Below are 22,497 nucleotides of genomic sequence, written 5' to 3' on the forward strand. Positions count from 1 at the left end.
GATAATTTCCCGCCCCGTGCCGGGCAGGCCGGAGCAGCCTCAGATCAGGTCGGGGTTGAGGCCGGGATTGAAGGCGGTGTTGACCACCTGCTGGATTTTGAAGGGAGAGCTGAACCCGTGAGTTTGCTCCATGATAGAGGCCAGGCTTTCGGATTGGCTGAGGCCCATCTGCTTGCATTCAAGTGCCATCTTCAGAAGGCAGGAATGCTCAAGTTCGCCGAACATAACGTCGATCTCCTTGCTGCTCGTTTTGAACAAGTATCGCATGGAAATCTTAAAATTTCTATGCGGCAGAAATATGGAGGCCGTTGTTATGCTTGACAATTCCTTAAGCTATGTGACTGACGACGGCCGCACCATCGGTGGCGTTGTGATGGAAATGAAGAACATCACCCTGCGCTTTGGCGGTGTGGTGGCGATCCAGGATATCTCCTTTGACATCCGCGAGGGCGAGATCCGCGCTATCATCGGTCCGAACGGCGCCGGCAAGTCGTCGATGCTGAATGTGATCTCAGGCTTCTATGTGCCGCAGGAAGGCGAGGTGCTGTTCCACGGCAAGAAACGCCCGCCGATGCGCCCCTATGAGGTGGCGCGCCAGGGCATCGCCCGCACCTTCCAGAACATTGCGCTGTTCGAGGGCATGAGCGTTCTGGACAACGTCATGACGGGCCGCCTTAACTATATGAAAACAGGACTGTTTTCGCAGGCCCTGTGGAAGGGCAAGGCGGAGGCCGAAGAGACTGAAAACCGGGAAGTGGTGGAGAAGATCATCGACTTTTTGGAGATCCAGCACATCCGCAAGACGCCCGTTGCGCGGCTGCCCTATGGCCTCAAGAAACGGGTCGAACTGGCGCGGGCGCTGGCGGCGGAGCCGAAGCTCTTGCTGCTGGATGAACCGATGGCCGGCATGAACGTCGAGGAGAAGGAGGACATGTCCCGCTTCATCCTGGATGTGAACGACGAATTCGGCACCACCATCGCCCTGATCGAGCACGACATGGGTGTGGTGATGGATCTTTCCGACCGGGTCGTGGTGATGGATTACGGCAAGAAAATCGGCGACGGCACCCCGGATGAGGTGCGCAATAACCAGGATGTGATCGACGCATATCTGGGGGTCAGCCATGACTGAGTTGCACCGCAGCAACACCCGGCTCCGGCAGGGTGACATCCGTACACCCCCTGTGCACCCCCTGTGCACCGCCGCAGCGCAGAATTCCGAGGAGAGCCTCTAATGCCCGAACAACTCGTCTTTGCGATGGAAGTGACGCTGAACGGCCTGATGGCGGGCGTTCTTTATGCGCTGGTCGCGCTGGGGTTTGTCCTGATCTACAAGGCCTCCGGCATCTTTAACTATGCCCAGGGTGTTCTGGCGCTGTTTGCGGCGATGACGCTGGTGGGGATCATGCAGGGGCAGGTGCCGTTTTCGCATCTGATCAATGCGGTCTTTGGCGGCCATATCACCCATTTCGGATGGAATGTTCCGGGCGTCGTGGCAATCGCGCTGACGGTTGCCGTGATGGTGCTGCTGGCGTGGCTGGTGCAGGTGCTGGTGATGAAGCATCTGGTGGGACAGGAGCCGATCATTCTGTTCATGGCCACAATCGGTCTGGCCTACTTCCTGGAAGGTGTTGCCGACCTGATGTGGGGCTCCGAGATCAAGACGCTGGATGTGGGGCTGCCGCAGGGCATCAACCTGTGGATCGACGAGACCACCTTCAACATCTTCGGCTACGGCTTCTTTATCGACAATCTGGATATCGTGGCGACGGTGATTGCGGCGCTCTTGGTGGCGGGGCTGGTGGCCTTCAGCCAGTACACCAAGCAGGGCCGGGCGATGCGCGCGGTGGCGGATGACCACCAGGCGGCGCTGTCGGTCGGCATCTCGCTGAACTTCATCTGGGTTCTGGTGTGGTCCGTTGCCGGTTTCGTGGCGCTGGTCGCGGGCATCGTCTGGGGCACCAAGTCCGGCGTGCAGTTCTCGCTGTCGCTGATCGCGCTGAAGGCGCTGCCGGTGCTGATGCTGGGCGGCTTCACCTCGATCCCTGGCGCGATTGTCGGCGGGCTGATCATCGGTGTGGGCGAAAAGCTGTTTGAATTCGCCATCGGCCCGCTGGTGGGCGGCGCAACCGAAAACTGGTTTGCCTATGTGCTGGCGCTGCTGTTCCTGGTGTTCCGTCCGCAGGGCCTGTTCGGGGAGAAGATCATTGAACGGGTCTGAGGCTCATATGATCTGCTCCGGGGTTGCTCAGCCCTCCAGCCGGCGGAAGGCTGCGATGATGATGGCCGCGAAGATGCAGGTGACCAATGTGAAGGCAATGGTCAAATCCCCGATCAGCTGCCCGGCCAGAACTGTCAGCAGGCCCGCGGCCAATACGCCGATCAGCATCAGCCCCCAGGGGCCCGGGGCAGCGCTGGAGGCCCGCCGGGAGTGCGGTGCGGCCTGGAACGGCGGCAGCACCTTTGCCTCCTCGACGGACTCCAGCAAACGGCCCTTGGCCTCTGCAAATTCGGCGGCAGAAATGTCCCCCTTCTTCCGCGCGGCCTCCAGCCGCCGGATTTCCTCGAAAATCGCGGTCATTGTTCCCACTCACTTTACCCGGGACCAGGGTGGCAGAAAGAAGTGGGCAAAATGTGGCCAAGACCGGAAATCTGACAAAGTGGTTAACGCCGGGGGCGCGGCATGACCAAGCTGATTGCCATCATCAACGTGATTGCCTGGGCCGGTTTCTGGGCCTTTGGCTACCTGGCGCTGACGGCGGAAAGCTATAGCGAAACCCAGGTGGTGACGGCGGCGCTGCTGGCGTCAGCCGGGCTGATTACCGGCATCATCGCCTATCTGCGGCTGGTGCGCGGCAGCGAGCGCAGCGGCTATGCCAAACCGTCAAACCGGATGACGCGCGAACAGCGCGACGCGGCGCAGGCCCAGTGGGGGCAGATCGAATGAGCGCAGCCGCAACCAATAACAGTATCCGCGCAGGCAAGACTGCCAACGCGCAACAGAGAGGGAGCATCTGAGACATGTTCTACCGTGAAGCCGGGGATTTCAAAGTCTCCTATGCCGATGACAGCCAGACGTTTCCGATCAAGTTCGACCGCTACCGGTACTATGCGGTGCTGGCGGTGGCCTTCGGCCTTATCCCCTTCCTGATCAATGACTACTGGGCCAATGCGATCCTGCTGCCGTTCCTGATCTATTCGATTGCGGCGATCGGGCTGAACATCCTGGTTGGCTATTGCGGGCAGGTCAGCCTTGGCACCGGCGGGTTCATGGCTGTGGGTGCCTATGCCTGCTATAAGCTGATGACCGCCTTCCCGGAGGTCAGCATGTTCATTCACGTGCTGCTGGCAGGCGGCATCACCGCGCTTGTCTGCGTGCTGTTCGGCCTGCCGTCCCTGCGGATCAAGGGGTTCTACCTGGCGGTGGCGACACTGGCGGCGCAGTTCTTTCTGGTGTGGCTGTTCAACCGGGTGCCGTGGTTCTACAACTACTCGGCCTCGGGCCAGATCAACGCGCCGGAGCGTGACACCTTTGGTATCATCATCACCGGCCCCAACGCGCCGGCCTGGGCCACCTATCTGTTCTGCCTGATCTTCCTGACCGTTTGCGCGCTGGTAGCCCGCAACCTCACCCGCGGCACCGTGGGGCGGACCTGGATGGCGATCCGCGACATGGATATCGCCGCCGAGATCATCGGGGTGAACCCGCTGAAAGCGAAACTGACGGCCTTTGCGGTCTCCGGCTTCTTCATCGGCATCTCCGGCGCGCTGTTCTTTGCGGTCTACCTGGGCGCGGTCGAGGTTGGCGAGGCGTTCGGCATCCAGAAATCGTTCCTGGTGCTGTTCATGGTGATCCTGGGCGGGCTGGGCTCGATCTTCGGCTCCTTCGCGGGCGCGGCCTTCCTGGTGCTGCTGCCGGTGGTGCTGAAGGTGGTAGGCGTCGACCTGCTGGGCTGGCCCACCGATATCGTGGCGCATTTCCAGCTGGTGATCGTGGGCGCGCTGATCATCGTCTTCCTAATCGCGGAACCGCACGGCATGGCGCAGCTGTGGCGTGTTGCCAAGGAGAAACTGAGACTGTGGCCCTTCCCGCACTGACGCGGGCGGCCTTAAGAGCTGGCGGGGAGAACAAGAAGACCACCCCCGTTTTGGAAACCATCGGATAAGACCAAAGGGAGGATTTAAGCCGATGAAAAAGACACTGACCACACTGGCGCTGGGCGCCGCGATGGCAGCCGGTCCGGCAATGGCGGACCTGGTGTTCCCGGACCTCAGCTACCGGACCGGACCTTATGCGGCGGGCGGCATCCCGTTTTCGGACGGCTATAACGACTATTTCACCCTGCTGAATGAGCGCGACGGCGGCATCGGCGGCGTCAAGGCCAAGGTGATCGAATGCGAGACCGGCTATAACACCGAAAAAGGCGTGGAATGCTACGAGTCCACAAAGGGCCAGGGCGCGCTGATCTATCAGCCGCTGTCCACCGGCATCACCTATCAGCTGATCCCCAAAGTGACCGCGGACAACATCCCGCTGCACACCATGGGCTATGGCCGCACCTCGGCTGCCAACGGTGAAGTGTTCAGCCATGTGTTCAACTACCCGGCCAACTACTGGAACGGTGCCTCGGGTGTGGTGAACTACCTGCTGGAGGAAAACGGCGGCGATCTGAACGGCAAGAAAATCGCGCTGGTCTATCACAACTCGGCTTACGGCAAGGAGCCGATCCGCACCCTGGAAGAACTGTCCAAGAAGCACGGTTTTGAGCTGGTGGCGCTGCCGGTGGACCATCCGGGCCAGGAGCAGAAGAGCCAATGGCTGCAGATCCGCCGCGAGCGGCCCGACAATGTCGTGATGTGGGGCTGGGGCGTGATGAACCAGGTGGCGATCCAGGAAGCCGCCAACATCCGCTTCCCGATGGAGAACTTCATCGGCGTGTGGTGGTCCGGTGCCGAGCATGACGTGATGCCGGCAGGCGCCAAGGCCGATGGCTACAAGGCGGTGACCTTCCACAACGTGGGCCGCGACTTCCCGGTGTTTGACGACATCCAGAAATACGTCGTTGATGCGGGCAAGGCCGCAGGCGCCGGCGATCAGGTGGGCAACGTGCTGTATAACCGCGGCATGTACGCGGCGATGCTGGCAGCAGAGGCCGCAAAGACCGCGCAGGAGATCCACGGCACTGCGGACATCACCGCGGCAATGATGCGCGACGGCATGGAAGCGCTGGTGATCGACGAAGCCAAGATGGCGGCGCTGGGGATGCCGAACTTCGGCCCGACCTTCAACGTCTCTTGCGAAAACCACGGCGGCCCCGGCCTGGTGGGCGTGACCCAGTGGGATGCCGAGAGCAAGACCTGGTCGCTGATTTCGGACTTCAAACCGTCCGATACCGAGGTGATCGGCAAGCTGATCGAAGAGGACTCAGCCGCCTACGCGTCTGAAAACAACATCGAACCCGGCTGTAAATAAGGGTTCGCTCCGGCTCTGCTTTGGCGGGGCCGGAAACAAACGGTGCGGCGGGGAGCCGCCGCGCCACGCAAACAGGGTCCCGGACCAGAACCGGGACAGGTATGAGGACACGCTTTGATGCTGGATGCAGCGAACACCGCCGCCGACACTGCCGATGTGCAGGCCGAGACCCTGCTGGAGGTCAACAATATCGAGGTGATCTACAATCACGTGATCCTCGTTCTGAAGGGCGTGAGCCTGAATGTGCCCAAGGGCGGCATCACCGCGCTTTTGGGCGGCAACGGGGCCGGCAAGACCACCACGCTGAAGGCAATCTCGAACCTGCTGCATTCGGAACGCGGCGAGGTGACCAAAGGGTCGATCAAATACCGCGGCGCGCATGTGCATGAGCAGGACCCGGCGGAGCTGGTGAAGAAGGGCGTCATTCAGGTGATGGAGGGCCGCCACTGCTTTGAGCATTTGACGGTAGAGGAAAACCTGCTGACCGGCGCCTATACCCGCCGCGACAGCGGTGCCGATATCCAGAAAGACCTGGAGATGGTCTATCACTACTTCCCGCGCCTGAAGGAGCGCCGCAAATCGCAGGCCGGCTATACCTCGGGCGGGGAGCAGCAGATGGTGGCGATGGGCCGCGCGCTGATGTCCCGGCCGGAGACGATCCTGCTGGATGAGCCCTCGATGGGTCTGGCGCCGCAGCTGGTGGAGCAGATTTTCGAGATCGTGAAGTCGATCAACGAACAGGAGGGCGTGACCTTCCTGCTGGCGGAACAGAATACCAATGTCGCCCTGCGCTATGCCCACTACGGATACATCCTGGAATCGGGCCGGGTGGTGATGGACGGGCCTGCAGCTGAGCTGCGGGAGAACCCGGATGTGAAGGAATTCTACCTCGGCATGTCGGATGAAGGGCGCAAGAGCTTCCGCGACGTGCGGTCCTACCGCCGCCGCAAGAGGTGGCTGAGCTGATGCGGGGAGATGATGCGATGAGCTTTTTTGATACGCTTGAAACCCGCAGCAATGACGAACGCGCCGCCGGTCTGGCCCAGGCACTGCCGGAGCAGATCGCCCGCGCGAAATCCGCGCCAGGCTATGCCAGCCTGCTGGACGGGGTGGATCCGGCTGCCGTGACCTCAGCCGAAGCGCTGGCGGCGCTGCCGGTGCTGCGCAAATCCGAACTGAGCCGCGCCCAGGCTGCGAACCCGCCTTTTGGCGGTTTCACGGTTAAGCCCGCAACCGGCTTTGCCCATATCTTTCAAAGCCCGGGCCCGATCTACGAGCCGGGCGGGGTGGATGGCGACTGGTGGCGCATGGGACGCTTTCTGCATGCGGCAGGCATCGGCCAAGGCGATGTTGTGCAGAACTGTTTTGGTTATCACCTGACCCCTGCAGGCATGATCTTTGAAAACGGGGCACGGGCGGTTGGCGCAGCGGTGCTGCCGGCTGGCACCGGCCAGACCGAACTGCAGGTAACGGCGGCGCATGATGTGGGGGCCACGGCCTATGCCGGTACGCCGGATTACCTTAAGGTGATCCTGGACAAGGCCGATGCGATGGGCGTGGAGCTGATGTTCTCCAAGGCGGCGGTGGGCGGCGGTGCGCTGTTCCCGAGCTTGCGTCAGGAGTACCTCGACCGCGGGATTTCCTGCCTGCAGTGTTATGCCACCGCCGATCTGGGCAATATCGCCTATGAAAGCCCGGCGATGGAGGGGATGATCGTTGACGAGCATGTGATCGTCGAGATCGTCACCCCTGGCACCGGTAATCCGGTCAGCCCTGGTGAGGTGGGCGAGGTTGTGGTGACCACGCTCAATCCCGATTATCCGCTGATCCGCTTTGCCACTGGCGACCTGTCGGCGGTGCTGCCGGGGGAGTCGCCCTGCGGCCGCACCAACATGCGGATCAAGGGCTGGATGGGCCGCGCCGATCAGACAACCAAGATCAAGGGCATGTTCGTGCGCCCGGAACAGGTGGCGGCGCTGGTCGAGAAGCATGACGAGATCGTCAAGGCGCGGGTTATCGCCCGCCGTGACGGTGAGATGGACGCGATGACAGTGCAGATCGAGGCCCAGGGCGGCGACGAGGCGGCCTTTGCCCGCTCGGTGGCCGAAGTGCTGAAGCTCAAGGGCACGGTCGAGGTCGTGGCGCCGGACATGCTGCCCAAGGACGGGCTGGTGATCGAGGATCAGCGCACCTACGACTGAGCCCGCGGTTTTGCGGAGCGGAACGGGCGCCGGACGCAGGCGCCCGTTTGCCGTTCTGATCAGCTCCAGTCTCAGCCGTGGCCTCAGCCGCGCTTTCCGGCTGGAATTTCTGACTGGAATAGTCGAAATAGGGCAGTGTGAAACTTCTGCCGGATCCGCGACCGCCGCATATGTCTGCTGCCAATGACCTCATAGAATACGCCCCGCACGGGCGCCGCCGCGGCGGCAGGACCGGGGGCGGTGTCTTTGCCGTGCTGGCTTGGGCGGTGGCGCTGTCCTGCCTGCTGCCGATGCTGGCGGTGGCGCTGGCGGCCGCATTCGGCGGCACAGAGACCATCCGCCACCTGGCTGAGACTGTTCTGCCCGGGTATTCGCTGACGACGCTGGCGCTGGTGGCGATGGTGGCGCTGGGCACCTTTGCGGTCGGCACGGGGGCGGCCTGGCTGGTCACAATGGCGCGGTTCCCCGGTGTGCGGCTGCTGGAGGTGGCGCTGGTGCTGCCGCTGGCCTTTCCGGCCTATGTTCTGGCCTATGCCTATACCCATATTCTGGACCATCCTGGCATCGTGCAGTCCACTCTGCGCGAGGTGACGGGCTGGGGGCCGCGGGACTACTGGTTCCCGGAGATCCGGTCCACCGGCGGGGCGGCGGCGATGCTGGTGCTGGTGCTGTACCCCTATGTCTACCTGCTGGCGCGGGCCGCCTTCATGCAGCAGAGCGCAGGCGCCTTTCTGGCGGCGCGGGCGCTGGGCAAGAACTCCTGGCAGGCGTTCTGGCTGGTCAGCCTGCCGATGGCGCGGCCGGCCATTGCCTCTGGCGTCTTGCTGGCGGTGATGGAGACCATCGCGGATTTCGGCACGGTCAGCTATTTCGGGGTGCAGACCTTTGCCACCGGCATCTACACCAGCTGGTTCTCGCTGGGCGACCGCGGCGGCGCGGCGCAGCTGGCGCTGTGCCTTTTGGGGTTCGCGCTGACGCTGGCGGTGGTGGAGCGGGCGACGCGGGGGCGGGCGAAGTACCACCACGCGGGCAAGCATCACAACCAGATGCCGCCGGCCGAGCTGGGCGGGATCAAGGCTGCGCTGGCTGTGTTCTTCTGCGCGGTCCCGGTGGTGCTGGGCTTCCTGCTGCCGGTGGCGGTGCTGTCTGCGATGAGCTTTGACTCCGAGCAGAACCTGTTCAGCCGCCGCTATATCGGTTTCACCTCCAACTCGATCACTTTGGCATCGGCAGCAGCGATACTGACGGTGGCGGCAGCAGTGTGCCTGGGGTTCTACCAGCGGCTGCGCCCTGGCCGGGTGTCCGCTGCCGCCGCCTATTTCGCGCGGCTGGGCTATGCGGTGCCGGGCGGGGTGATTGCGGTGGGGCTGATCGTGCCGTTTGCCGCCTTTGACAATGCGCTGGATGCCTGGATGCGGGAGGCCTTCGGGATCCGTACCGGGCTGCTGGTGACAGGCTCGATCTGGCTGCTGGTGGCTGCCTATGGCGTGCGGTTCATGGCAGCGGCCTTGGGCGCCTATGAGGGCGGCCAGGCGACGATGCATTCGAACATGGATGCGGCGGCCCGGTCGCTGGGGCAGGGGCCGATGGGGATGCTGCGCCGCGTGCATCTGCCGATCCTGACGCCCAGCCTGCTGACGGCGCTGCTGATCGTTTTTGTGGATGTGATGAAGGAGCTGCCTGCGACGCTGATCATGCGGCCCTTCAATTTCGATACGCTGGCGGTGCAGGCGCACCGGCTGGCAGCGGATGAGCGGCTGGAAGGCGCGGCAGTCCCCTCGCTGGTGATCATGGCGGTGGGGCTGCTGCCGGTGATCCTGATCTGCCGCCAGGTCGGGCGGCGGCGGTAAGGCAGCGGCGGCAGGCGCAAGAATTTTGGAAAATTCTTGCCAGGAAAATTCAAACTTCCTGGCGCGTTTCGTGCGGATGGGGCGGCTTAGGCCGCCCACCAGGCCTCAATCTCGTCGCGGGAAATCCGGTCCGCCGGGCCAAGGCCGACCAGCAGGGTTTCCTCTGCCTCGCAGCGTTTGGCCTCCACATGGCGGCCGACCACATGCAGCTCATAGGCGCCGCCGGTGGTCAGGACAAACCCCTTCATCCGGTAAAGGCCTGCCGGCCGCCCAGCCAGTTTGTCGCCAAGGGCGCGCCGGTCCAGCACGTTCTGGCTGCGGTGCTGCCAGGTGGCATAGGCGGGATGGGCCGCCACGGAACGGCCCTTAGGCAGCGGCACGATGTCGAACAGCAGCTCTGCCACAGGCGAGCCATTCAGGACGGTGGGTGTGCGGGCGCCGGCGGCGGCCAGAAGCCCCGAGAGCTCAGAGGTCAGCTCAGTGCATTTGGTGGCAATCACCAGGTCGGCGGCGCGGATCTGCTGTTCCGCCTGCGGCGCCACCAGCTGATCCTGCAGCAGGGATGCGGCGTTTTCCGCGTCCACCAAAGTGACAATGCCGCCGTAGCTGAGACCGCTTTCATTCAGCACCGCGTTGGCAATCGAGACGGGATCGGAAATGCCGCTGGCTTCGACCACCAGGTGGTCCGGGCGCTCCGGCCGCTTCAGCACCTCTTGCAGGGCAAGGGTCAGATCACCCTCCATCGAGCAGCAGACGCAGCCGTTGGTCAGCGCAATTGTGCCGCCGCCGGCCTCCTGGATCAGGGCATCGTCGATGTTGACCGCACCGAAATCATTCACAATCACGGTCAGCTTCTGCCCGTGGTCCTCAGCCAGAAGCCGGTTGATCAGAGTGGTTTTACCCGCCCCCAGATACCCGCTGACAATTGTAACCGGCAACCGGTTCATAAGCTCTGTCCTCCCAGAGCGCGGCGTGCTCCCGACTGCATGATTCCCCCCGAAATTCAAGATCCGGAAACCTATAGGCCTGCGGCCCGCAGCGGTCTAGGGTCCTGACGCCGGCAAAAGCTCTCAAACCGCCGGCTTAGGGCGGTTGAGACGCGCCTTGTGGCTTTTGAGGAACGTCAGAACGCAAAAGACGCAAAAAAGGCGCGGCCGGGCCGCGCCTTCGGCAGAGACTGCAAGGCTGGTTTACTTCCAGCCCACGTCGTTGAAGATCTTCTGGGCTTCGGGAAGGTTGCCGGCGACCTCGGACAGGTTCACATCGTCCGGCTTGAAATGGCCAAGCGCAGCGATGGACGGAGCCAGGCCGACACCCGGGACGGCCGGGTATTCGTCATTGCCCGCAGAGAAATAGGCCTGGGCGGAATCGCTGGCGAGATATTCGAGGAACTTGATGGCGTTTTCCTTGTTCGGGGCATGCACCGCAACGCCGCCGCCCGACAGGTTCATATGCGCGCCTTCGGTGTTCTGCGAGGGGAACAGCCAGCCGATCTGGTCGCGGTTTTCCGAGATCCCCTTGACGTTCTTGCGGATCGAACGGGCGAAGTAATAGCTGTTGGCCACGGCGATATCGCATTCGCCCGAGATGATTCCGCGCATCTGGTCGGTGTCGCCGCCCTGCGGATCCCGCGCCATGTTGGCAACCACGCCGCCTGCCCATTCACGGGCTTTTTCCGCTCCGTGGTGGGTGACAATCGAGGCCAGCAGGGTCTGGTTGTAGGTGTTCTTGGAGGAGCGGATGCAAATTTTGCCCTTGTAGGCGGGATCAGCCAGGTCGAGGTAGGTCAGCGGCGGATTGGCCACCTCATCCTTGTCATAAAAGATGATCCGCGACCGCTGGCTGAAGCCGAACCACTGGTTGTCCTCGTCCTGCAGGTAGGCGGGCACGCGGGCCTCCAGCACATCGCTGCCGATGCTTTGCAGCACGCCGGCCTCCTTGGCGCGGGTCAGCCGCGAGGTGTCGACGGTGATCAGGATGTCGGCAGGGGAGTTCTCGCCCTCGGCGCTCATCCGGGCGATCAGCTCGTCCGCGTTGCCTTCGATCCGGTTGATGGTGATGCCGGTTGCCTCTTCGAAGTCCGAATAAAGCTGCTCGTCAGTGTCATAGTGGCGCGACGAATAGATGTTCAGCTCGCCCTCGGCAGCGGCAGAGGTGGCAACGGCGGCGGTCAGGGCGCCGGCCAGGATGGTGGAGGCTTTCAGCATTGGATGTCCCGTTCTTGGTTAGATCAGTTTTCCGACTGAAAGAGTCGATTAAAGCAATTGGCAAAAGATGCAATCAATTTCCGACTGAAATACTCGGAAAGTTTGCCGCAGCAGCACTTCACTATCGGTTTTGGTCCGGAAAGGCGGTTTCCGCTCTTTCTCGGCGCAGGCTGGAGGGAGGCTTTGCGCTGGCATTTCTAAGCAGGCTGGACCCCAATGGTGGGCGTGCACATGCCGGCATTTGAAACGTTAATTGCCTTTCTTGCCGCCTTGGCCCTGCTTGAGCCGTCGCCGTGGCCGGACATGATGCTGGTAATGGGGCGCGGGGCCGGCCGGGGGCGGCGGGTGGCGCTGCTCACTGTGGCGGGGATGATTCTGGCCGCCGGTGTGGCGCAGGCCGGGCTGCCGGTGCTGGAGCTTGTTCCGCTGCGGGCGGCCTATCCGCAGGCATTGGGCGCGGTCAGCGGGATTGGCGCGGCCTGTCTGATGCGGCGCGGTCTGAAGATGCGGCGCGCCAGCCTGTGTACCGCAGCGCAACTGCCCGCGGTCCCTGCCTGGCAAGCGATTCAGCAAGGTGCAGTCAGCAGCCTCAGCAATCCCAAGCCGCTGCTGTTCATGTTTGCCTTCCTGCCGCAGTTTGCGGATCCCGGCGCAGGCCCGGTGTGGCGGCCTGGCAGGAGCGGTTCACAGGGGGGGATGACAGGTTTTTTTTGGGGGGGTGATTCTGACCGGGCAGGGCAGCGCCGCAGAAGCCCGGGCGCAGCGCTGAACGGAGGCCGGGGGAGGCTCCCGCCCGTCGCAGGTTTCCTGGCGGAACCCGCTCCCGTTGGGCGTGGCACCGCGCCTTGCGCGGTGCCACGCCCAAGGCCGCCAAGTATCGCCCGGCACCAGCCGGGGGATCTGCGGGCGCGGGAGTACCGCTTTGCCGAATGCCGGGAAAGCTTGCCTTCAAACGCAAAAAAACCGCATCGGATGATGCGGTTTTCTGCATGTCGCTGGTGCGGATCTTAGCCCTGGCGCGCTTTGAACTTGCGCTGGGTCTTGTTGATCACGTACACGCGGCCCTTACGGCGCACAACCCGGCAGTCGCGGTGCCGGTTCTTCAGCGAACGGAGCGAGTTCTTGACCTTCATGGCCTCTCTCCTTGTCTGCGGCGCGAACCAGCGCCTGGGTTAGCGGGTGCTTGGGCCGGAGCCGAAGCAGTGAATGAATGGTGGGCGATACAAGGATCGAACTTGTGACCCCTTCGATGTCAACGAAGTGCTCTACCGCTGAGCTAATCGCCCACTCTGGCCTGCGCTGCCTCCTGCCCCTTAGAAGTGAAAGGGGCGCGGGGTGCCGCGCCGGTGAGGGGGTCTATAAATAGAGTCGCGCAGAGGTGCAAGAGCTTTTGACCGCAGAAATTTCCGCTCTATGCTGTTTCTTGCAGAAGAAGCACCGGAGCAAGGATGCCTGACACAGCGTTTTCCGTGATTTCGCCGCAGAAACTGGCCTCGGCGGTGGTTTTTGCCTCTCCGCACAGCGGCGCGGACTATTCCAATTCCTTTCTGGCACAGTCAATTCTGGGGCGGAAGGCGATCCGCAGCTCCGAGGATGCTTTTGTCGACCAATTGTTTGCCGCTGTGCCCGAATTCGGCGCACCGCTGCTGACGGCGGCGAAGCCGCGGGCCTATCTGGACCTGAACCGGTCGCCCGATGAGCTGGACCCGGCGCTGATCGAAGGCGTGCAGAAGCGGGGGCAGAACCCGCGGGTGGCGTCGGGGCTGGGGGTGATTCCCCGGGTGGTTGCCAATGGCCGCGCTATTTACCGGGGCAAGCTGCCGATGGCTGAGGCGGAGCGGCGGATCCGCTGCTATTGGCAGCCCTACCACACAGCGCTGAAAGGGCTTTTGGAGCAAGCACAGCGGCAGTTCGGCCAGGCGATTCTGGTGGATTGCCATTCCATGCCGCATGAGGCGGTCGAGACAATGGCCCAAGGCAGGTCCGGCAAGCCCGAGGTGGTGCTGGGGGACCGGTTCGGAGCCGCTGCCGCCAGTGAGATTGTCGACCGGATTGAGGCGGCTTTTGCGGCTGCCGGCCTGAAGGTCGCCCGCAACACGCCTTTTGCCGGGGCCTATATTGCCCAGACATACGGCCGGCCGTCCCGGCAGCAGCATGCGGTTCAGATAGAAATTGACCGGGCCTTGTATATGGATGAGGCCAATATCCTGCCAAATGCCAATTTCGGCCGGATGCAGGCCCTGCTCCGCCAAGTGGTGGCGGAGATTGCCGCAATCGGGCGCGAAGAGCTGCCGCTGGCGGCGGAGTAGGCGCCGCCAGCCCGCGGGTCAGCGCAGGGCGCGGCCCTTGAGGATCGCGCTTTCGCCGAACCGTTTGCGGATGGCGTCGGTGGCACGCTCTGCTTCCGCCCGCTGGCCTGCTTGGGGATCCAGCAAATCGCCGGTTTCATCGGCCTGCAATTCGGGTACCAGATCCGAGATGCCGCAACCCAAAAGCCGGTAGGGGCCTTCGTTGCCGACCTGATCCAGCAGCCCGCGGGCGGTGCGGTAGATTCGGTCTGCGATCTGGGTCGGGCTGCGCAGGGTGACGCGCCGGGTCAGCGCCGAATGGTTGGCGCGTTTCAGCTTGAGCGTCACCACCCGGCCCGCCAGCTCCCGCGCCTTGGCCCGGTCCGAGACTTTCTCAGCCAGCCGCCACAGGTGGCCGTCGAGCACCTCCAGGCAGGCGGTGTCCTCAAAGAAGGTGGTCTCATTGGAGATCGACTTGATCGGCTCATGCGCAGAGACCCGGCGCCGGTCCTGGCCGCGGGCCAGATGCCACAGCCGGTCGCCCATGGAGCCGAAGCGGCTGTGCAGGGCGTCGCGGTCCCAGCGCAACAGGTCTGAGAAGGTCCGGATGCCGGCCTTATCCAGGTTTTCCTGCGCGGCCGGGCCGATGCCCCAGATCAGCCGCACCGGTTTTTCGCGCAGGAAATCGTCTGTCTCCGCCTTGCCGATCACCGAGAACCCGCGCGGCTTGTCGAGATCGGAGGCAACCTTGGCCAGGAACTTGTTGTGGGAAAGGCCGATGGAGCCGGTCACGCCCAGCTCATCCTTCATGCGTTTGACCAGCCGGGCCAGCATCACTGCGGGCGGTGCGCCATGCAGCTTTTCGGTGCCGGTGAGATCCATGAAGGCCTCGTCCAGCGACAGCGGCTCCACGTCCGGGGTCAGCTCATTCATCATCTTGCGGATTGCGCGGCTGACTTCGACGTAGACGCTCATCCTTGGCTTGATCACCACCGCATCGGGGCAGAGCTTGAGCGCCTGAAACATCGGCATGGCGGAGCGCACGCCGCGGATGCGGGCGACATAGCAGGCGGTGGAGACCACGCCGCGCTTGCCGCCGCCGATGATCACCGGCTTGGTGGCCAGTTCCGGATTGTCGCGTTTTTCGACGCTGGCATAGAAAGCATCGCAATCCATATGGGCGATGGTGAGGGCGAACAGCTCCGCATGCGCCTTGATCCGCGGGCTGCCGCAATGGGGGCAGCGCCGGGCGGGAGGGATCTGGCTCAGGCAGTCTCGGCAGAGGGCGTGCATCGGGCGGTCGCTGATTTCGGACAGGGTAAGTCTAGCTTGCGTCGCAGGCCTTGTCTTTAGCGCGGCAGGTTGCCAAGTGACAGATCATGACAGCATCAGGCGACAATTTTGCCGGCGCAAAGCTGGCGGTGTTTCTAGGGCAGGATCTGCTGGTCATCCAGCGCGATGACAAGCCGGATATTCCCTATCCCGGCCATTGGGACCTGCCCGGCGGCGGGCGCGAGGCGGAGGAAAGCCCGGCGGCTTGTGCGCTGCGCGAGACCTATGAAGAGGTGGGGCTTGTGCTGAAGCCGGATGTGCTGATCTGGTCCAGAGCGTACCAGCGGCCGCACGGGCGGGTCTGGTTCTTTGCCGCGCATCTGCCTGCGGCAGCGGCTGCGGACATCCGGTTTGGCAACGAAGGGCAGGGCTGGGCCTTGATGGCGCCGGAGGCCTATTGCGCGCACCCGCTGGCGGTGCCGCATTTTGCGGAACGGCTGCGGGAATACCTTGCGGTGCGGTCTGTGTGACTGTGGCCTGAAAAGAAAGATCCCCCGCTGGTATGCGGGGGGAAGGTGACGGGTCTCAGGAAGAAAAGCCCGTCTGGGGAGTGTCTCAGTCATAGAATCGCGCAGGCGCCGCTGTTTCGCAAAGAATGCGGGGGCAGCGGGCAGCCAGCGGCAAATCCTGTGTGGTTTTTTGGGCACAGGACGATTTGGCGCAGAACGCCTGGCTCTGGCGGGTTTCTTGAGCGAAATGAGGGAGTTGACGTAGCGTCACTATACTTTTGCGCCATAGCCAGAGGTGGCGGCATATGCTTAGCGCAAAAGATTTATTTCTGCCTAATTTTTAGGCGGAAGCGGCCTGCACCGCCGCCGGCGCAGGCAAATCACACCTGAACGGAGTGTTTCAACTGCAGTTCAGCTGTCAGGCTTGGGCACTGGCGAGTTCGGCCAGGATGGCCTCAGCCGCGGCGCGGGGGCTTTCGGCCTGCCAGACCGGGCGGCCCACCACGATGTGGTCGGCGCCATCGGCAATGGCATTGGCCGGGGTGGCGACGCGCTTCTGGTCGCCAAGGGCGGCACCGGCGGGGCGCACGCCGGGGGTGACGATCAACTTGCCTTCGGCCTCGGGCAGGGCGCGGATCAGGGCGGCCTCCTGCGGGCTGGCGACGACGCCGTCGGCGCCGGCAGCCAGCGCATTGCCTGCGCGCTCCAGCACCAGATCCTTGACCGCACCCTCCTTGATCAGCGCACTGTCCAGGTCCTGCCGGTCCAGCGAGGTGAGGATGGTGACGGCGAGGATCTTGAGGTCCTTGCCGGCCGCGCCTTCCTTGGCGGCGCGCACCACATAAGGGTCGCCATGCACGGTCAGGAAATCCAGATCGAACTGCGCCAGGCCTCGCACCGCGTTTTCCACGGTTGCGCCGATGTCGAACAGTTTCATGTCGAGGAAGATGCGCTTGCCGTGTTCCTGCTTCAGCTCATTGGCCAGCGCCAGCCCGCCGCCAGTCAGCATTCCCAGCCCGATCTTGTAGAAGGAGACCGCATCGCCCAGCTGCTCGGCCAGCTTGAGGCCCGCGATTGCATTGGGGACATCCATAGCAACAATCAGGCGGTCGTCGGCGCGCGGGGCTTGGGTCATGGCGGGGTCCTTTGGTGGCGGTTCGGCGTGAAACTGGCGTTTCATACGCAAGGGGCGGCGGTTCGGCAAGGCGCAGCGGGGCGCTCCCGCACCTGAAGCTGCCCCTGCGGGACAGATTGCAGTTTTGGGCCGGGCGCCGCGCTGGCGCGCGGCGCGGTTGCGCCCGGTGGCGGCGGGCTGGGTGTAAAGTTGACGCAGGTCAGGGATTTGCTCACCTTTTGCGGCGACTATGGGTTGAAGCGGCGGGATCGCTTCCCAAATTGAACCTTGAGGCCCGGACCGGGGCGTGCCGCCTAGCGGGCGCTGCCAAAGACAGGGCGCTTGATAAAGGAGAGCAAGATGGACTTGAACAAGTTCACGGAGCGTGCACGGGGATTCGTGCAGGCCGCGCAGACCATTGCGATGCGCGAGGGGCACCAGCGGCTGGTGCCGGAGCATATTCTGAAAGCACTGATGGATGATGATCAGGGGCTGGCGAGCAACCTGATCTCCCGCGCGGGCGGCGCGCCTGCACGTGTCGCGGAGGCGGTGGAGGCTGCTGTCGCCAAGCAGCCCAAGGTGAGCGGCGATGCGGCCCAGATCTATCTGGACAGCCAAACTGCCAAGGTGCTGGATGAGGCCGCCAAGATTGCCGAGAAGGCGGGCGACAGCTTTGTCCCGGTTGAGCGTCTGCTGATGGCGCTGTGCATGGTGAAATCCAAGGCGAAGGAGGCCCTGGAGGCCGGCGCCGTCACTGCGCAGAAGCTGAATGAGGCGATCAACGATATCCGCAAGGGGCGCACTGCTGACTCGGCAACGGCTGAGGAAGGCTATGACGCGCTGAAGAAATACGCGCGCGACCTGACCGAGGCGGCGCGCGAGGGCAAGATCGACCCGATTATCGGGCGTGACGAGGAAATCCGCCGTTCTATGCAGGTTCTGAGCCGCCGCACCAAGAACAATCCGGTGCTGATCGGCGAGCCGGGCGTGGGCAAGACGGCGATTGCCGAGGGCATGGCGCTGCGCATCGTCAACGGCGATGTGCCGGAGAGCCTGCGCGACAAGCAGCTCTTGTCGCTGGACATGGGCGCGCTGATTGCCGGTGCGAAATACCGCGGCGAGTTCGAGGAACGCCTGAAGGCGGTTCTGACCGAGGTCACTGAGGCCGCGGGCGAGATCATCCTGTTCATTGATGAGATGCACACGCTGGTCGGGGCAGGAAAATCGGATGGCGCGATGGATGCGGCCAACCTGATCAAGCCGGCCCTGGCGCGCGGCGAGCTGCACTGTGTCGGCGCGACCACGCTGGATGAATACCGCAAATATGTGGAGAAGGACGCAGCCCTGGCCCGCCGGTTCCAGCCCGTCATGGTGACCGAGCCGACGGTGGAGGACACCGTGTCGATCCTGCGCGGCATCAAGGAGAAGTACGAGCTGCACCACGGGGTGCGGATTGCCGATGCGGCGCTGGTTTCGGCGGCGACGCTGTCGAACCGCTATATCACCGACCGCTTCCTGCCGGATAAGGCGATTGACCTGGTGGATGAGGCGGCCTCGCGCCTGCGGATGCAGGTGGACAGCAAGCCTGAGGCGCTGGATGCGCTGGACCGGCAGATCCTGCAGATGCAGATCGAGGAAGAGGCGCTGAAGCTGGAGGATGATGCGGCTTCCAAGGACCGGCTAACGACGCTGCAGAAGGAACTCTCGGACCTGCAGGAGCAATCCGCCGAGATGACCGCGCAGTGGCAGTCGGAACGGGACAAGCTGGCCTCGGCCCGCGACCTGAAGGAGCAGCTGGACCGTGCCCGCGCCGATCTGGAGATCGCCAAGCGGGAGGGCAATCTGGCCCGCGCAGGCGAGCTGTCTTATGGCGTGATCCCGGAGCTGGAGAAGCAATTGGCGGATGCCGAGGGCCGCGAGGAAAAGGGCCTGATGGTCGAGGAAGCCGTGCGGCCTGCGCAGATCGCTGAGGTGGTGGAGCGCTGGACCGGCATTCCGACCTCCAAGATGCTGGAGGGCGAGCGCGAGAAGCTGCTGCGTATGGAAGATGAACTGCACCGCCGGGTGATCGGCCAGAACGCCGCTGTCACCGCCGTTGCCAATGCGGTGCGCCGGGCGCGTGCGGGTCTGAACGACGAGAACCGGCCGCTGGGTTCCTTCCTGTTCCTCGGGCCGACCGGGGTCGGCAAGACGGAGCTGACCAAGGCGGTTGCCGGTTTCCTGTTCGACGATGAGCACGCGATGGTGCGCATTGATATGTCGGAGTTCATGGAGAAGCATTCGGTCGCCCGTCTGATCGGCGCACCGCCGGGCTATGTCGGCTATGACGAGGGCGGGGTGCTGACCGAGGCCGTGCGCCGCCGCCCCTATCAGGTGGTGCTGTTCGACGAGGTCGAAAAGGCGCATCCGGATGTGTTCAACGTGCTGCTGCAGGTGCTGGACGACGGCATGCTGACCGATGGCCAGGGCCGCACCGTGGACTTCAAGCAGACGCTGATTATCCTGACCTCGAACCTTGGCGCGCAGGCGCTGAGCCAGCTGCCGGAGGGCGCAGATGCCTCGGACGCGCGGCGCGATGTGATGGATGCGGTCAAGGCGCATTTCCGGCCCGAGTTCCTGAACCGGCTGGATGAGACCATCATCTTTGACCGTCTGGCGCGTGCCGATATGGATGGCATTGTCGAGATCCAGCTGGCGCGGCTGCTGAAACGGCTTGCGGGGCGCAAGATCGGGCTGGAGCTGGACGAGGCTGCCAAGACCTGGCTGGCGGATGAGGGCTATGACCCGGTGTTCGGCGCCCGGCCTTTGAAGCGGGTGATCCAGCGCGCCCTGCAAAACCCCCTTGCCGAGGCGCTGCTGGGCGGTGAGATCAAGGACGGCGACACCGTCCCGGTTTCGGCTGGCAGCGACGGGCTGATCATCGGTGACCGGCTGGGAACGTCAGAGAGGCCCAGGCCAGACGATGCCGTGGTGCATTGAGGTGTAGAGAATGAGGAAAGCCCGCCAGTGATGGCGGGCTTTCCAAAAAAGGCGCTTTTGGGGTTTGCCTTGGTGATCGGTTATGTCTCTGAATCTTTATCGTTGGGATTGGCGCAATAGAAAACTGCGCCCCCGGCCAAAGCCCACAGAAGGTGGGCTCCTAGTGAGAGAACCTCAATTTCGGTGTTCATGTGGTTGTTGGACCAATAGGCCGCCACAGGAGGAAGAAACAGGAAAGCAAAGGCGCGGAAGGCAGCGGCCAGCCGCTTTCCGGCATCCTGTGAAACCGATAGAATGTGAGTGATAATAATGTTGGCAACGTGGCCGCCAGCAATAATCCCAACCCACATACTGCCGAAAAACAAAAAAAGTCCCCATGCCCTGCCGTATCTCTCCGTCACGGATGAGCGCGAGCGGCAGGATGATAAATGGAGCAGTGCCAACCCAAGGCAGCCACTTCGACCTTTTTAGTTTGCTGAGAAACTCAAACCACATTCCGCTCAGCTAACATGATGAGGAGCATCAGCAAAGCGATGGCGGGCATTGGGGCAGCGCAGCGGATTGCTTTGGATGGGTACAGGCCTTTGGCCCGGGCCAGCGCCCGTCCCGACCCCACGGGTCGGGCGCTTCACGCACAACCCTCGGGCCGGACGCTGGCAGCGCTTTTTCACTGACCGGGCCGAATCTGGGATAAGTTTTACTCCACCGCTTCCCTGGCCATCCGGCGCTCATACTTCCGGCGCAGCACCTTCAAACGTGGCTCCCAGTCATACCGGGGGTCTTCGGTGGTCTCTGACCAGTAAAGCTTGCCGCCATAGCGCCAGGGGTCGAGCACGATGCCCTCGTAGATGCCGTCGCCCTTGGCGGCGATGACCGCAGTGGAGTGGTCGATGCGGAAATCGCTTTTCGGCTCGGCAATGGCGCGCAGCATCGACAGCGTCTGGAAGTTCTCCTGATTGAGCCGCGCCTGCATGTCCTCGGCGTAATGCACGCAGATGCCGCGCTCCTTGACGCCGCTGTTCACCAGCGTGTTGTGGATGATCGGCGAGGTGGTGACATTATACTGCTCGGCCAGCCGGGCAGAGTGGCTATAGGCGATCTCAGCCGCGCGGGCGGCTTCATCCGGGTCCACGCCAGCATCCAGCGACTGGATGGCAAGGGACAGCGCCTCGACATCGTTTCGGGTTGCGGTGGGGCCTGCGCTGCAGCCGGCCAGCACGGCGGCCGCCAGCAGCATCAGGGAAGCAAAGAGGGATTTCATGTCTATCTGCCCGTGCCGGAATTTCTGTTTCCGGCCAGCATAGCCAAAGCCGCCGTGCTGCGCAGCGGGGAAAATCGGCAGGCGGCGGCTTATTCCTCGATTGCTTCGGTCACAATGCCGTCAAGCAGCTCCTGAACGGCCTGCATCTCACCCTCGGGAAAGGCGCGGAAGCCGATGGTGACGCTGGCGGCGCCGGGGCGCTGGGCGACAAAGATGTCATAGGGGCAGAAGGTGATGTTCATCGGGTTGGCCTCCATCACCTGCCGCGACAGTTTGGCGGAGCAGAAGGAGAACACCTGGGCATCTTCGAACAGCACGACGTCAGAGCCCACATCGGCCCGGGTGCGTTCCAGCATGTCGCCCACATGGCTGATGTGGTCAACTCGCAGCCCCCGGTTGGTGATGGCGTTCTCCAGCCCGAAGACGACGTCATCGAAGGAAAGAGGCGTGGTGTAGCTGACCATCTCCTGCGCGCTGGCGGGATGGATGAACAGCGCAAGAACTGCTGCGGCGGCACGCGTTTTCATGAAATCTCTCCTGACGCTGAAACGGGGTGCGGGGCGGGTGGAAACGGGGCTGACATATCGTGATTTTTGCATGGGTCGAACATATCTTCCAGCAGGAAAAATGCCGCGGCCCCGGCCCTGGTCTTGCCCCTGCACCCGGCCCTGGCGCCGGCGCGGCTGTGCCGGCCCCGGGTTTACGCGGGATGAAGAAAGAGCTGCTACGTTACAGATCTCTCGCGCAGTCGTTACAGGATATGTTTTGGGTTTTGCGCACGGGACCGTTACCTGAAGAGAGACCCGAATTATCAGGAGACGCAGATGGCGCGCCGCTGGACCAATGACTTGACCCTTGCAGATGCAACCCCGGAGGCCGCGTTCTGGAACCGCCGCCAGATCATGGCGGGGCTGGCGGGCACCGGTCTGGCCGCGGCGCTGGGCACTGGCGCGCACGCGGAAGAGGCGCTGGAGCCCAATACCTGGGACGAGGTGACCAATTACTGCAACTTCTATGAGTTTGGCACCGGCAAGGGGGATCCGTCCAAATACGCGGACCGGATGACCACCCGGCCCTGGAGCGTCAGGATTGACGGGCTGGTGGACAAGCCGGGCGACTATTCCTTTGAGCAGATCCTGGGTGAGATGACGCTGGAGGAGCGCATCTACCGCTTCCGCTGTGTCGAGGCCTGGTCGATGGTGGTGCCCTGGCAGGGGTTTGAGCTGGCGGATCTGCTGAACCTGGCGGGCGTGCAGGACGGCGCCAAATATGTGGCGTTCGAAACCCTCTACCGCCCGTCCGAGATGCCCGGCACCGCCTATAAGGTGCTCGACTGGCCCTAC

The 22,497-nt window shown here is 63.3% G+C and carries 23 protein-coding genes and 1 tRNA gene (1 of these 24 cut by a window edge); 13 read left to right on the plus strand and 11 right to left on the minus strand.

Translation table 11 applies throughout. The features are described from left to right. Window positions 1-39: 39 nt before the first annotated feature. Window positions 40-225: a hypothetical protein gene (locus ACXAEK_RS05555; protein ID WP_475040323.1), complete on the minus strand. Its 186-nt coding sequence runs from the start codon at window positions 223-225 to the stop codon at window positions 40-42. A gap of 88 nt (window positions 226-313) precedes the next feature. On the opposite strand from ACXAEK_RS05555, the gene ACXAEK_RS05560 reads away from it, so the two are divergent. Both ACXAEK_RS05560 and ACXAEK_RS05565 read left to right on the plus strand, forming a co-directional pair. Further along, window positions 314-1,132 (plus strand): ABC transporter ATP-binding protein, encoded by an 819-nt coding sequence (locus tag ACXAEK_RS05560; protein WP_475040325.1) that lies wholly within the window; start codon window positions 314-316, stop codon window positions 1,130-1,132. A gap of 102 nt (window positions 1,133-1,234) precedes the next feature. Further along, window positions 1,235-2,221 (plus strand): branched-chain amino acid ABC transporter permease, encoded by a 987-nt coding sequence (locus tag ACXAEK_RS05565; RefSeq protein WP_475040327.1) that lies wholly within the window; start codon window positions 1,235-1,237, stop codon window positions 2,219-2,221. Between the two features lie 27 nt (window positions 2,222-2,248). Here the strand turns inward: ACXAEK_RS05565 and ACXAEK_RS05570 are convergent, their stop codons facing one another. Continuing rightward, window positions 2,249-2,581 (minus strand): SHOCT domain-containing protein, encoded by a 333-nt coding sequence (locus ACXAEK_RS05570; RefSeq protein WP_475040329.1) that lies wholly within the window; start codon window positions 2,579-2,581, stop codon window positions 2,249-2,251. Window positions 2,582-2,683: 102 nt separating this feature from the next. Between ACXAEK_RS05570 and ACXAEK_RS05575 the strand changes: the two genes are divergently transcribed. From ACXAEK_RS05575 to ACXAEK_RS05600, 6 genes are all read left to right on the plus strand, one after another. Further along, entirely contained in the window at window positions 2,684-2,947 is a 264-nt protein-coding gene (locus ACXAEK_RS05575) for a hypothetical protein (RefSeq protein ID WP_475040331.1), read from the plus strand. A 74-nt stretch (window positions 2,948-3,021) separates the two neighbouring features. After that, window positions 3,022-4,098 (plus strand): branched-chain amino acid ABC transporter permease, encoded by a 1,077-nt coding sequence (locus ACXAEK_RS05580; protein WP_475040333.1) that lies wholly within the window; start codon window positions 3,022-3,024, stop codon window positions 4,096-4,098. 91 nt (window positions 4,099-4,189) lie between these two features. Then, complete coding sequence (locus ACXAEK_RS05585; RefSeq protein ID WP_475040335.1) at window positions 4,190-5,473, plus strand: ABC transporter substrate-binding protein; 1,284 nt, start codon at window positions 4,190-4,192, stop codon at window positions 5,471-5,473. Window positions 5,474-5,590: 117 nt separating this feature from the next. Continuing rightward, window positions 5,591-6,439: an ABC transporter ATP-binding protein gene (locus ACXAEK_RS05590; RefSeq protein WP_475040337.1), complete on the plus strand. Its 849-nt coding sequence runs from the start codon at window positions 5,591-5,593 to the stop codon at window positions 6,437-6,439. A 17-nt stretch (window positions 6,440-6,456) separates the two neighbouring features. Next, complete coding sequence (locus ACXAEK_RS05595; RefSeq protein WP_475040339.1) at window positions 6,457-7,674, plus strand: phenylacetate--CoA ligase family protein; 1,218 nt, start codon at window positions 6,457-6,459, stop codon at window positions 7,672-7,674. A 170-nt stretch (window positions 7,675-7,844) separates the two neighbouring features. Then, complete coding sequence (locus tag ACXAEK_RS05600) at window positions 7,845-9,524, plus strand: ABC transporter permease (protein WP_475040341.1); 1,680 nt, start codon at window positions 7,845-7,847, stop codon at window positions 9,522-9,524. An 86-nt stretch (window positions 9,525-9,610) separates the two neighbouring features. Here ACXAEK_RS05600 and ACXAEK_RS05605 read toward each other — a convergent pair whose 3' ends face one another. Both ACXAEK_RS05605 and ACXAEK_RS05610 read right to left on the minus strand, forming a co-directional pair. After that, on the minus strand, window positions 9,611-10,471 hold the full coding sequence (locus ACXAEK_RS05605) for a CobW family GTP-binding protein (protein WP_475040342.1): 861 nt from the start codon (window positions 10,469-10,471) through the stop codon (window positions 9,611-9,613). Between the two features lie 243 nt (window positions 10,472-10,714). Further along, window positions 10,715-11,731, minus strand: a complete 1,017-nt coding sequence (locus ACXAEK_RS05610) for a Fe(3+) ABC transporter substrate-binding protein (protein ID WP_475040344.1) — start codon at window positions 11,729-11,731, stop codon at window positions 10,715-10,717. A gap of 216 nt (window positions 11,732-11,947) precedes the next feature. Here ACXAEK_RS05610 and ACXAEK_RS05615 point away from each other — a divergent pair, with 216 nt between their 5' ends. After that, window positions 11,948-12,742 (plus strand): LysE family translocator, encoded by a 795-nt coding sequence (locus ACXAEK_RS05615; RefSeq protein ID WP_475040346.1) that lies wholly within the window; start codon window positions 11,948-11,950, stop codon window positions 12,740-12,742. Here the strand turns inward: ACXAEK_RS05615 and ykgO are convergent. Together ykgO and ACXAEK_RS05625 are read right to left on the minus strand one after the other, a co-directional pair. Next, on the minus strand, window positions 12,739-12,864 hold the full coding sequence (gene ykgO, locus ACXAEK_RS05620; protein WP_005648635.1) for a type B 50S ribosomal protein L36: 126 nt from the start codon (window positions 12,862-12,864) through the stop codon (window positions 12,739-12,741). The genes ACXAEK_RS05615 and ykgO overlap by 4 nt on opposite strands. A 78-nt stretch (window positions 12,865-12,942) precedes the next feature. Beyond that, a tRNA-Val gene (locus ACXAEK_RS05625) sits at window positions 12,943-13,017 on the minus strand. Between the two features lie 162 nt (window positions 13,018-13,179). On the opposite strand from ACXAEK_RS05625, the gene ACXAEK_RS05630 reads away from it, so the two are divergent. Further along, window positions 13,180-14,040 (plus strand): N-formylglutamate amidohydrolase, encoded by an 861-nt coding sequence (locus tag ACXAEK_RS05630; protein ID WP_475040348.1) that lies wholly within the window; start codon window positions 13,180-13,182, stop codon window positions 14,038-14,040. Between the two features lie 18 nt (window positions 14,041-14,058). Here ACXAEK_RS05630 and ACXAEK_RS05635 read toward each other — a convergent pair whose 3' ends face one another. Further along, window positions 14,059-15,312 (minus strand): DNA polymerase IV, encoded by a 1,254-nt coding sequence (locus ACXAEK_RS05635; RefSeq protein ID WP_475040350.1) that lies wholly within the window; start codon window positions 15,310-15,312, stop codon window positions 14,059-14,061. A gap of 86 nt (window positions 15,313-15,398) precedes the next feature. On the opposite strand from ACXAEK_RS05635, the gene ACXAEK_RS05640 reads away from it, so the two are divergent. Next, complete coding sequence (locus tag ACXAEK_RS05640) at window positions 15,399-15,821, plus strand: NUDIX hydrolase (RefSeq protein WP_475040352.1); 423 nt, start codon at window positions 15,399-15,401, stop codon at window positions 15,819-15,821. 397 nt (window positions 15,822-16,218) lie between these two features. On the opposite strand, the gene pyrF is transcribed toward ACXAEK_RS05640, so the two are convergent. Continuing rightward, window positions 16,219-16,935: an orotidine-5'-phosphate decarboxylase gene (pyrF, locus tag ACXAEK_RS05645; protein WP_475040354.1), complete on the minus strand. Its 717-nt coding sequence runs from the start codon at window positions 16,933-16,935 to the stop codon at window positions 16,219-16,221. A 339-nt stretch (window positions 16,936-17,274) separates the two neighbouring features. Between pyrF and clpB the strand changes: the two genes are divergently transcribed. Beyond that, window positions 17,275-19,893 carry an ATP-dependent chaperone ClpB gene (gene clpB, locus ACXAEK_RS05650; RefSeq protein ID WP_475040355.1) on the plus strand — a complete coding sequence of 873 codons (2,619 nt, stop codon included), beginning with the start codon at window positions 17,275-17,277 and terminating at the stop codon, window positions 19,891-19,893. Between the two features lie 80 nt (window positions 19,894-19,973). Here clpB and ACXAEK_RS05655 read toward each other — a convergent pair whose 3' ends face one another. The 3 genes from ACXAEK_RS05655 to ACXAEK_RS05665 form a co-directional block, all read right to left on the minus strand. Further along, window positions 19,974-20,258 carry a hypothetical protein gene (locus tag ACXAEK_RS05655; RefSeq protein WP_475040357.1) on the minus strand — a complete coding sequence of 95 codons (285 nt, stop codon included), beginning with the start codon at window positions 20,256-20,258 and terminating at the stop codon, window positions 19,974-19,976. A gap of 332 nt (window positions 20,259-20,590) precedes the next feature. Further along, window positions 20,591-21,154: a hypothetical protein gene (locus ACXAEK_RS05660; protein ID WP_475040359.1), complete on the minus strand. Its 564-nt coding sequence runs from the start codon at window positions 21,152-21,154 to the stop codon at window positions 20,591-20,593. 89 nt (window positions 21,155-21,243) lie between these two features. Then, window positions 21,244-21,681, minus strand: a complete 438-nt coding sequence (locus ACXAEK_RS05665; RefSeq protein WP_475040361.1) for a DUF302 domain-containing protein — start codon at window positions 21,679-21,681, stop codon at window positions 21,244-21,246. A 297-nt stretch (window positions 21,682-21,978) separates the two neighbouring features. Between ACXAEK_RS05665 and msrP the strand changes: the two genes are divergently transcribed. Continuing rightward, window positions 21,979-22,497 carry the 5' portion of a protein-methionine-sulfoxide reductase catalytic subunit MsrP gene (gene msrP / locus ACXAEK_RS05670; RefSeq protein WP_475040363.1) on the plus strand. It continues 387 nt past the right edge of the window, so only the first 519 of its 906 coding nucleotides appear in the window; its start codon is at window positions 21,979-21,981; its stop codon lies off the right edge, out of view.

Source organism: Leisingera sp. ABM4_101 (assembly GCF_056158725.1).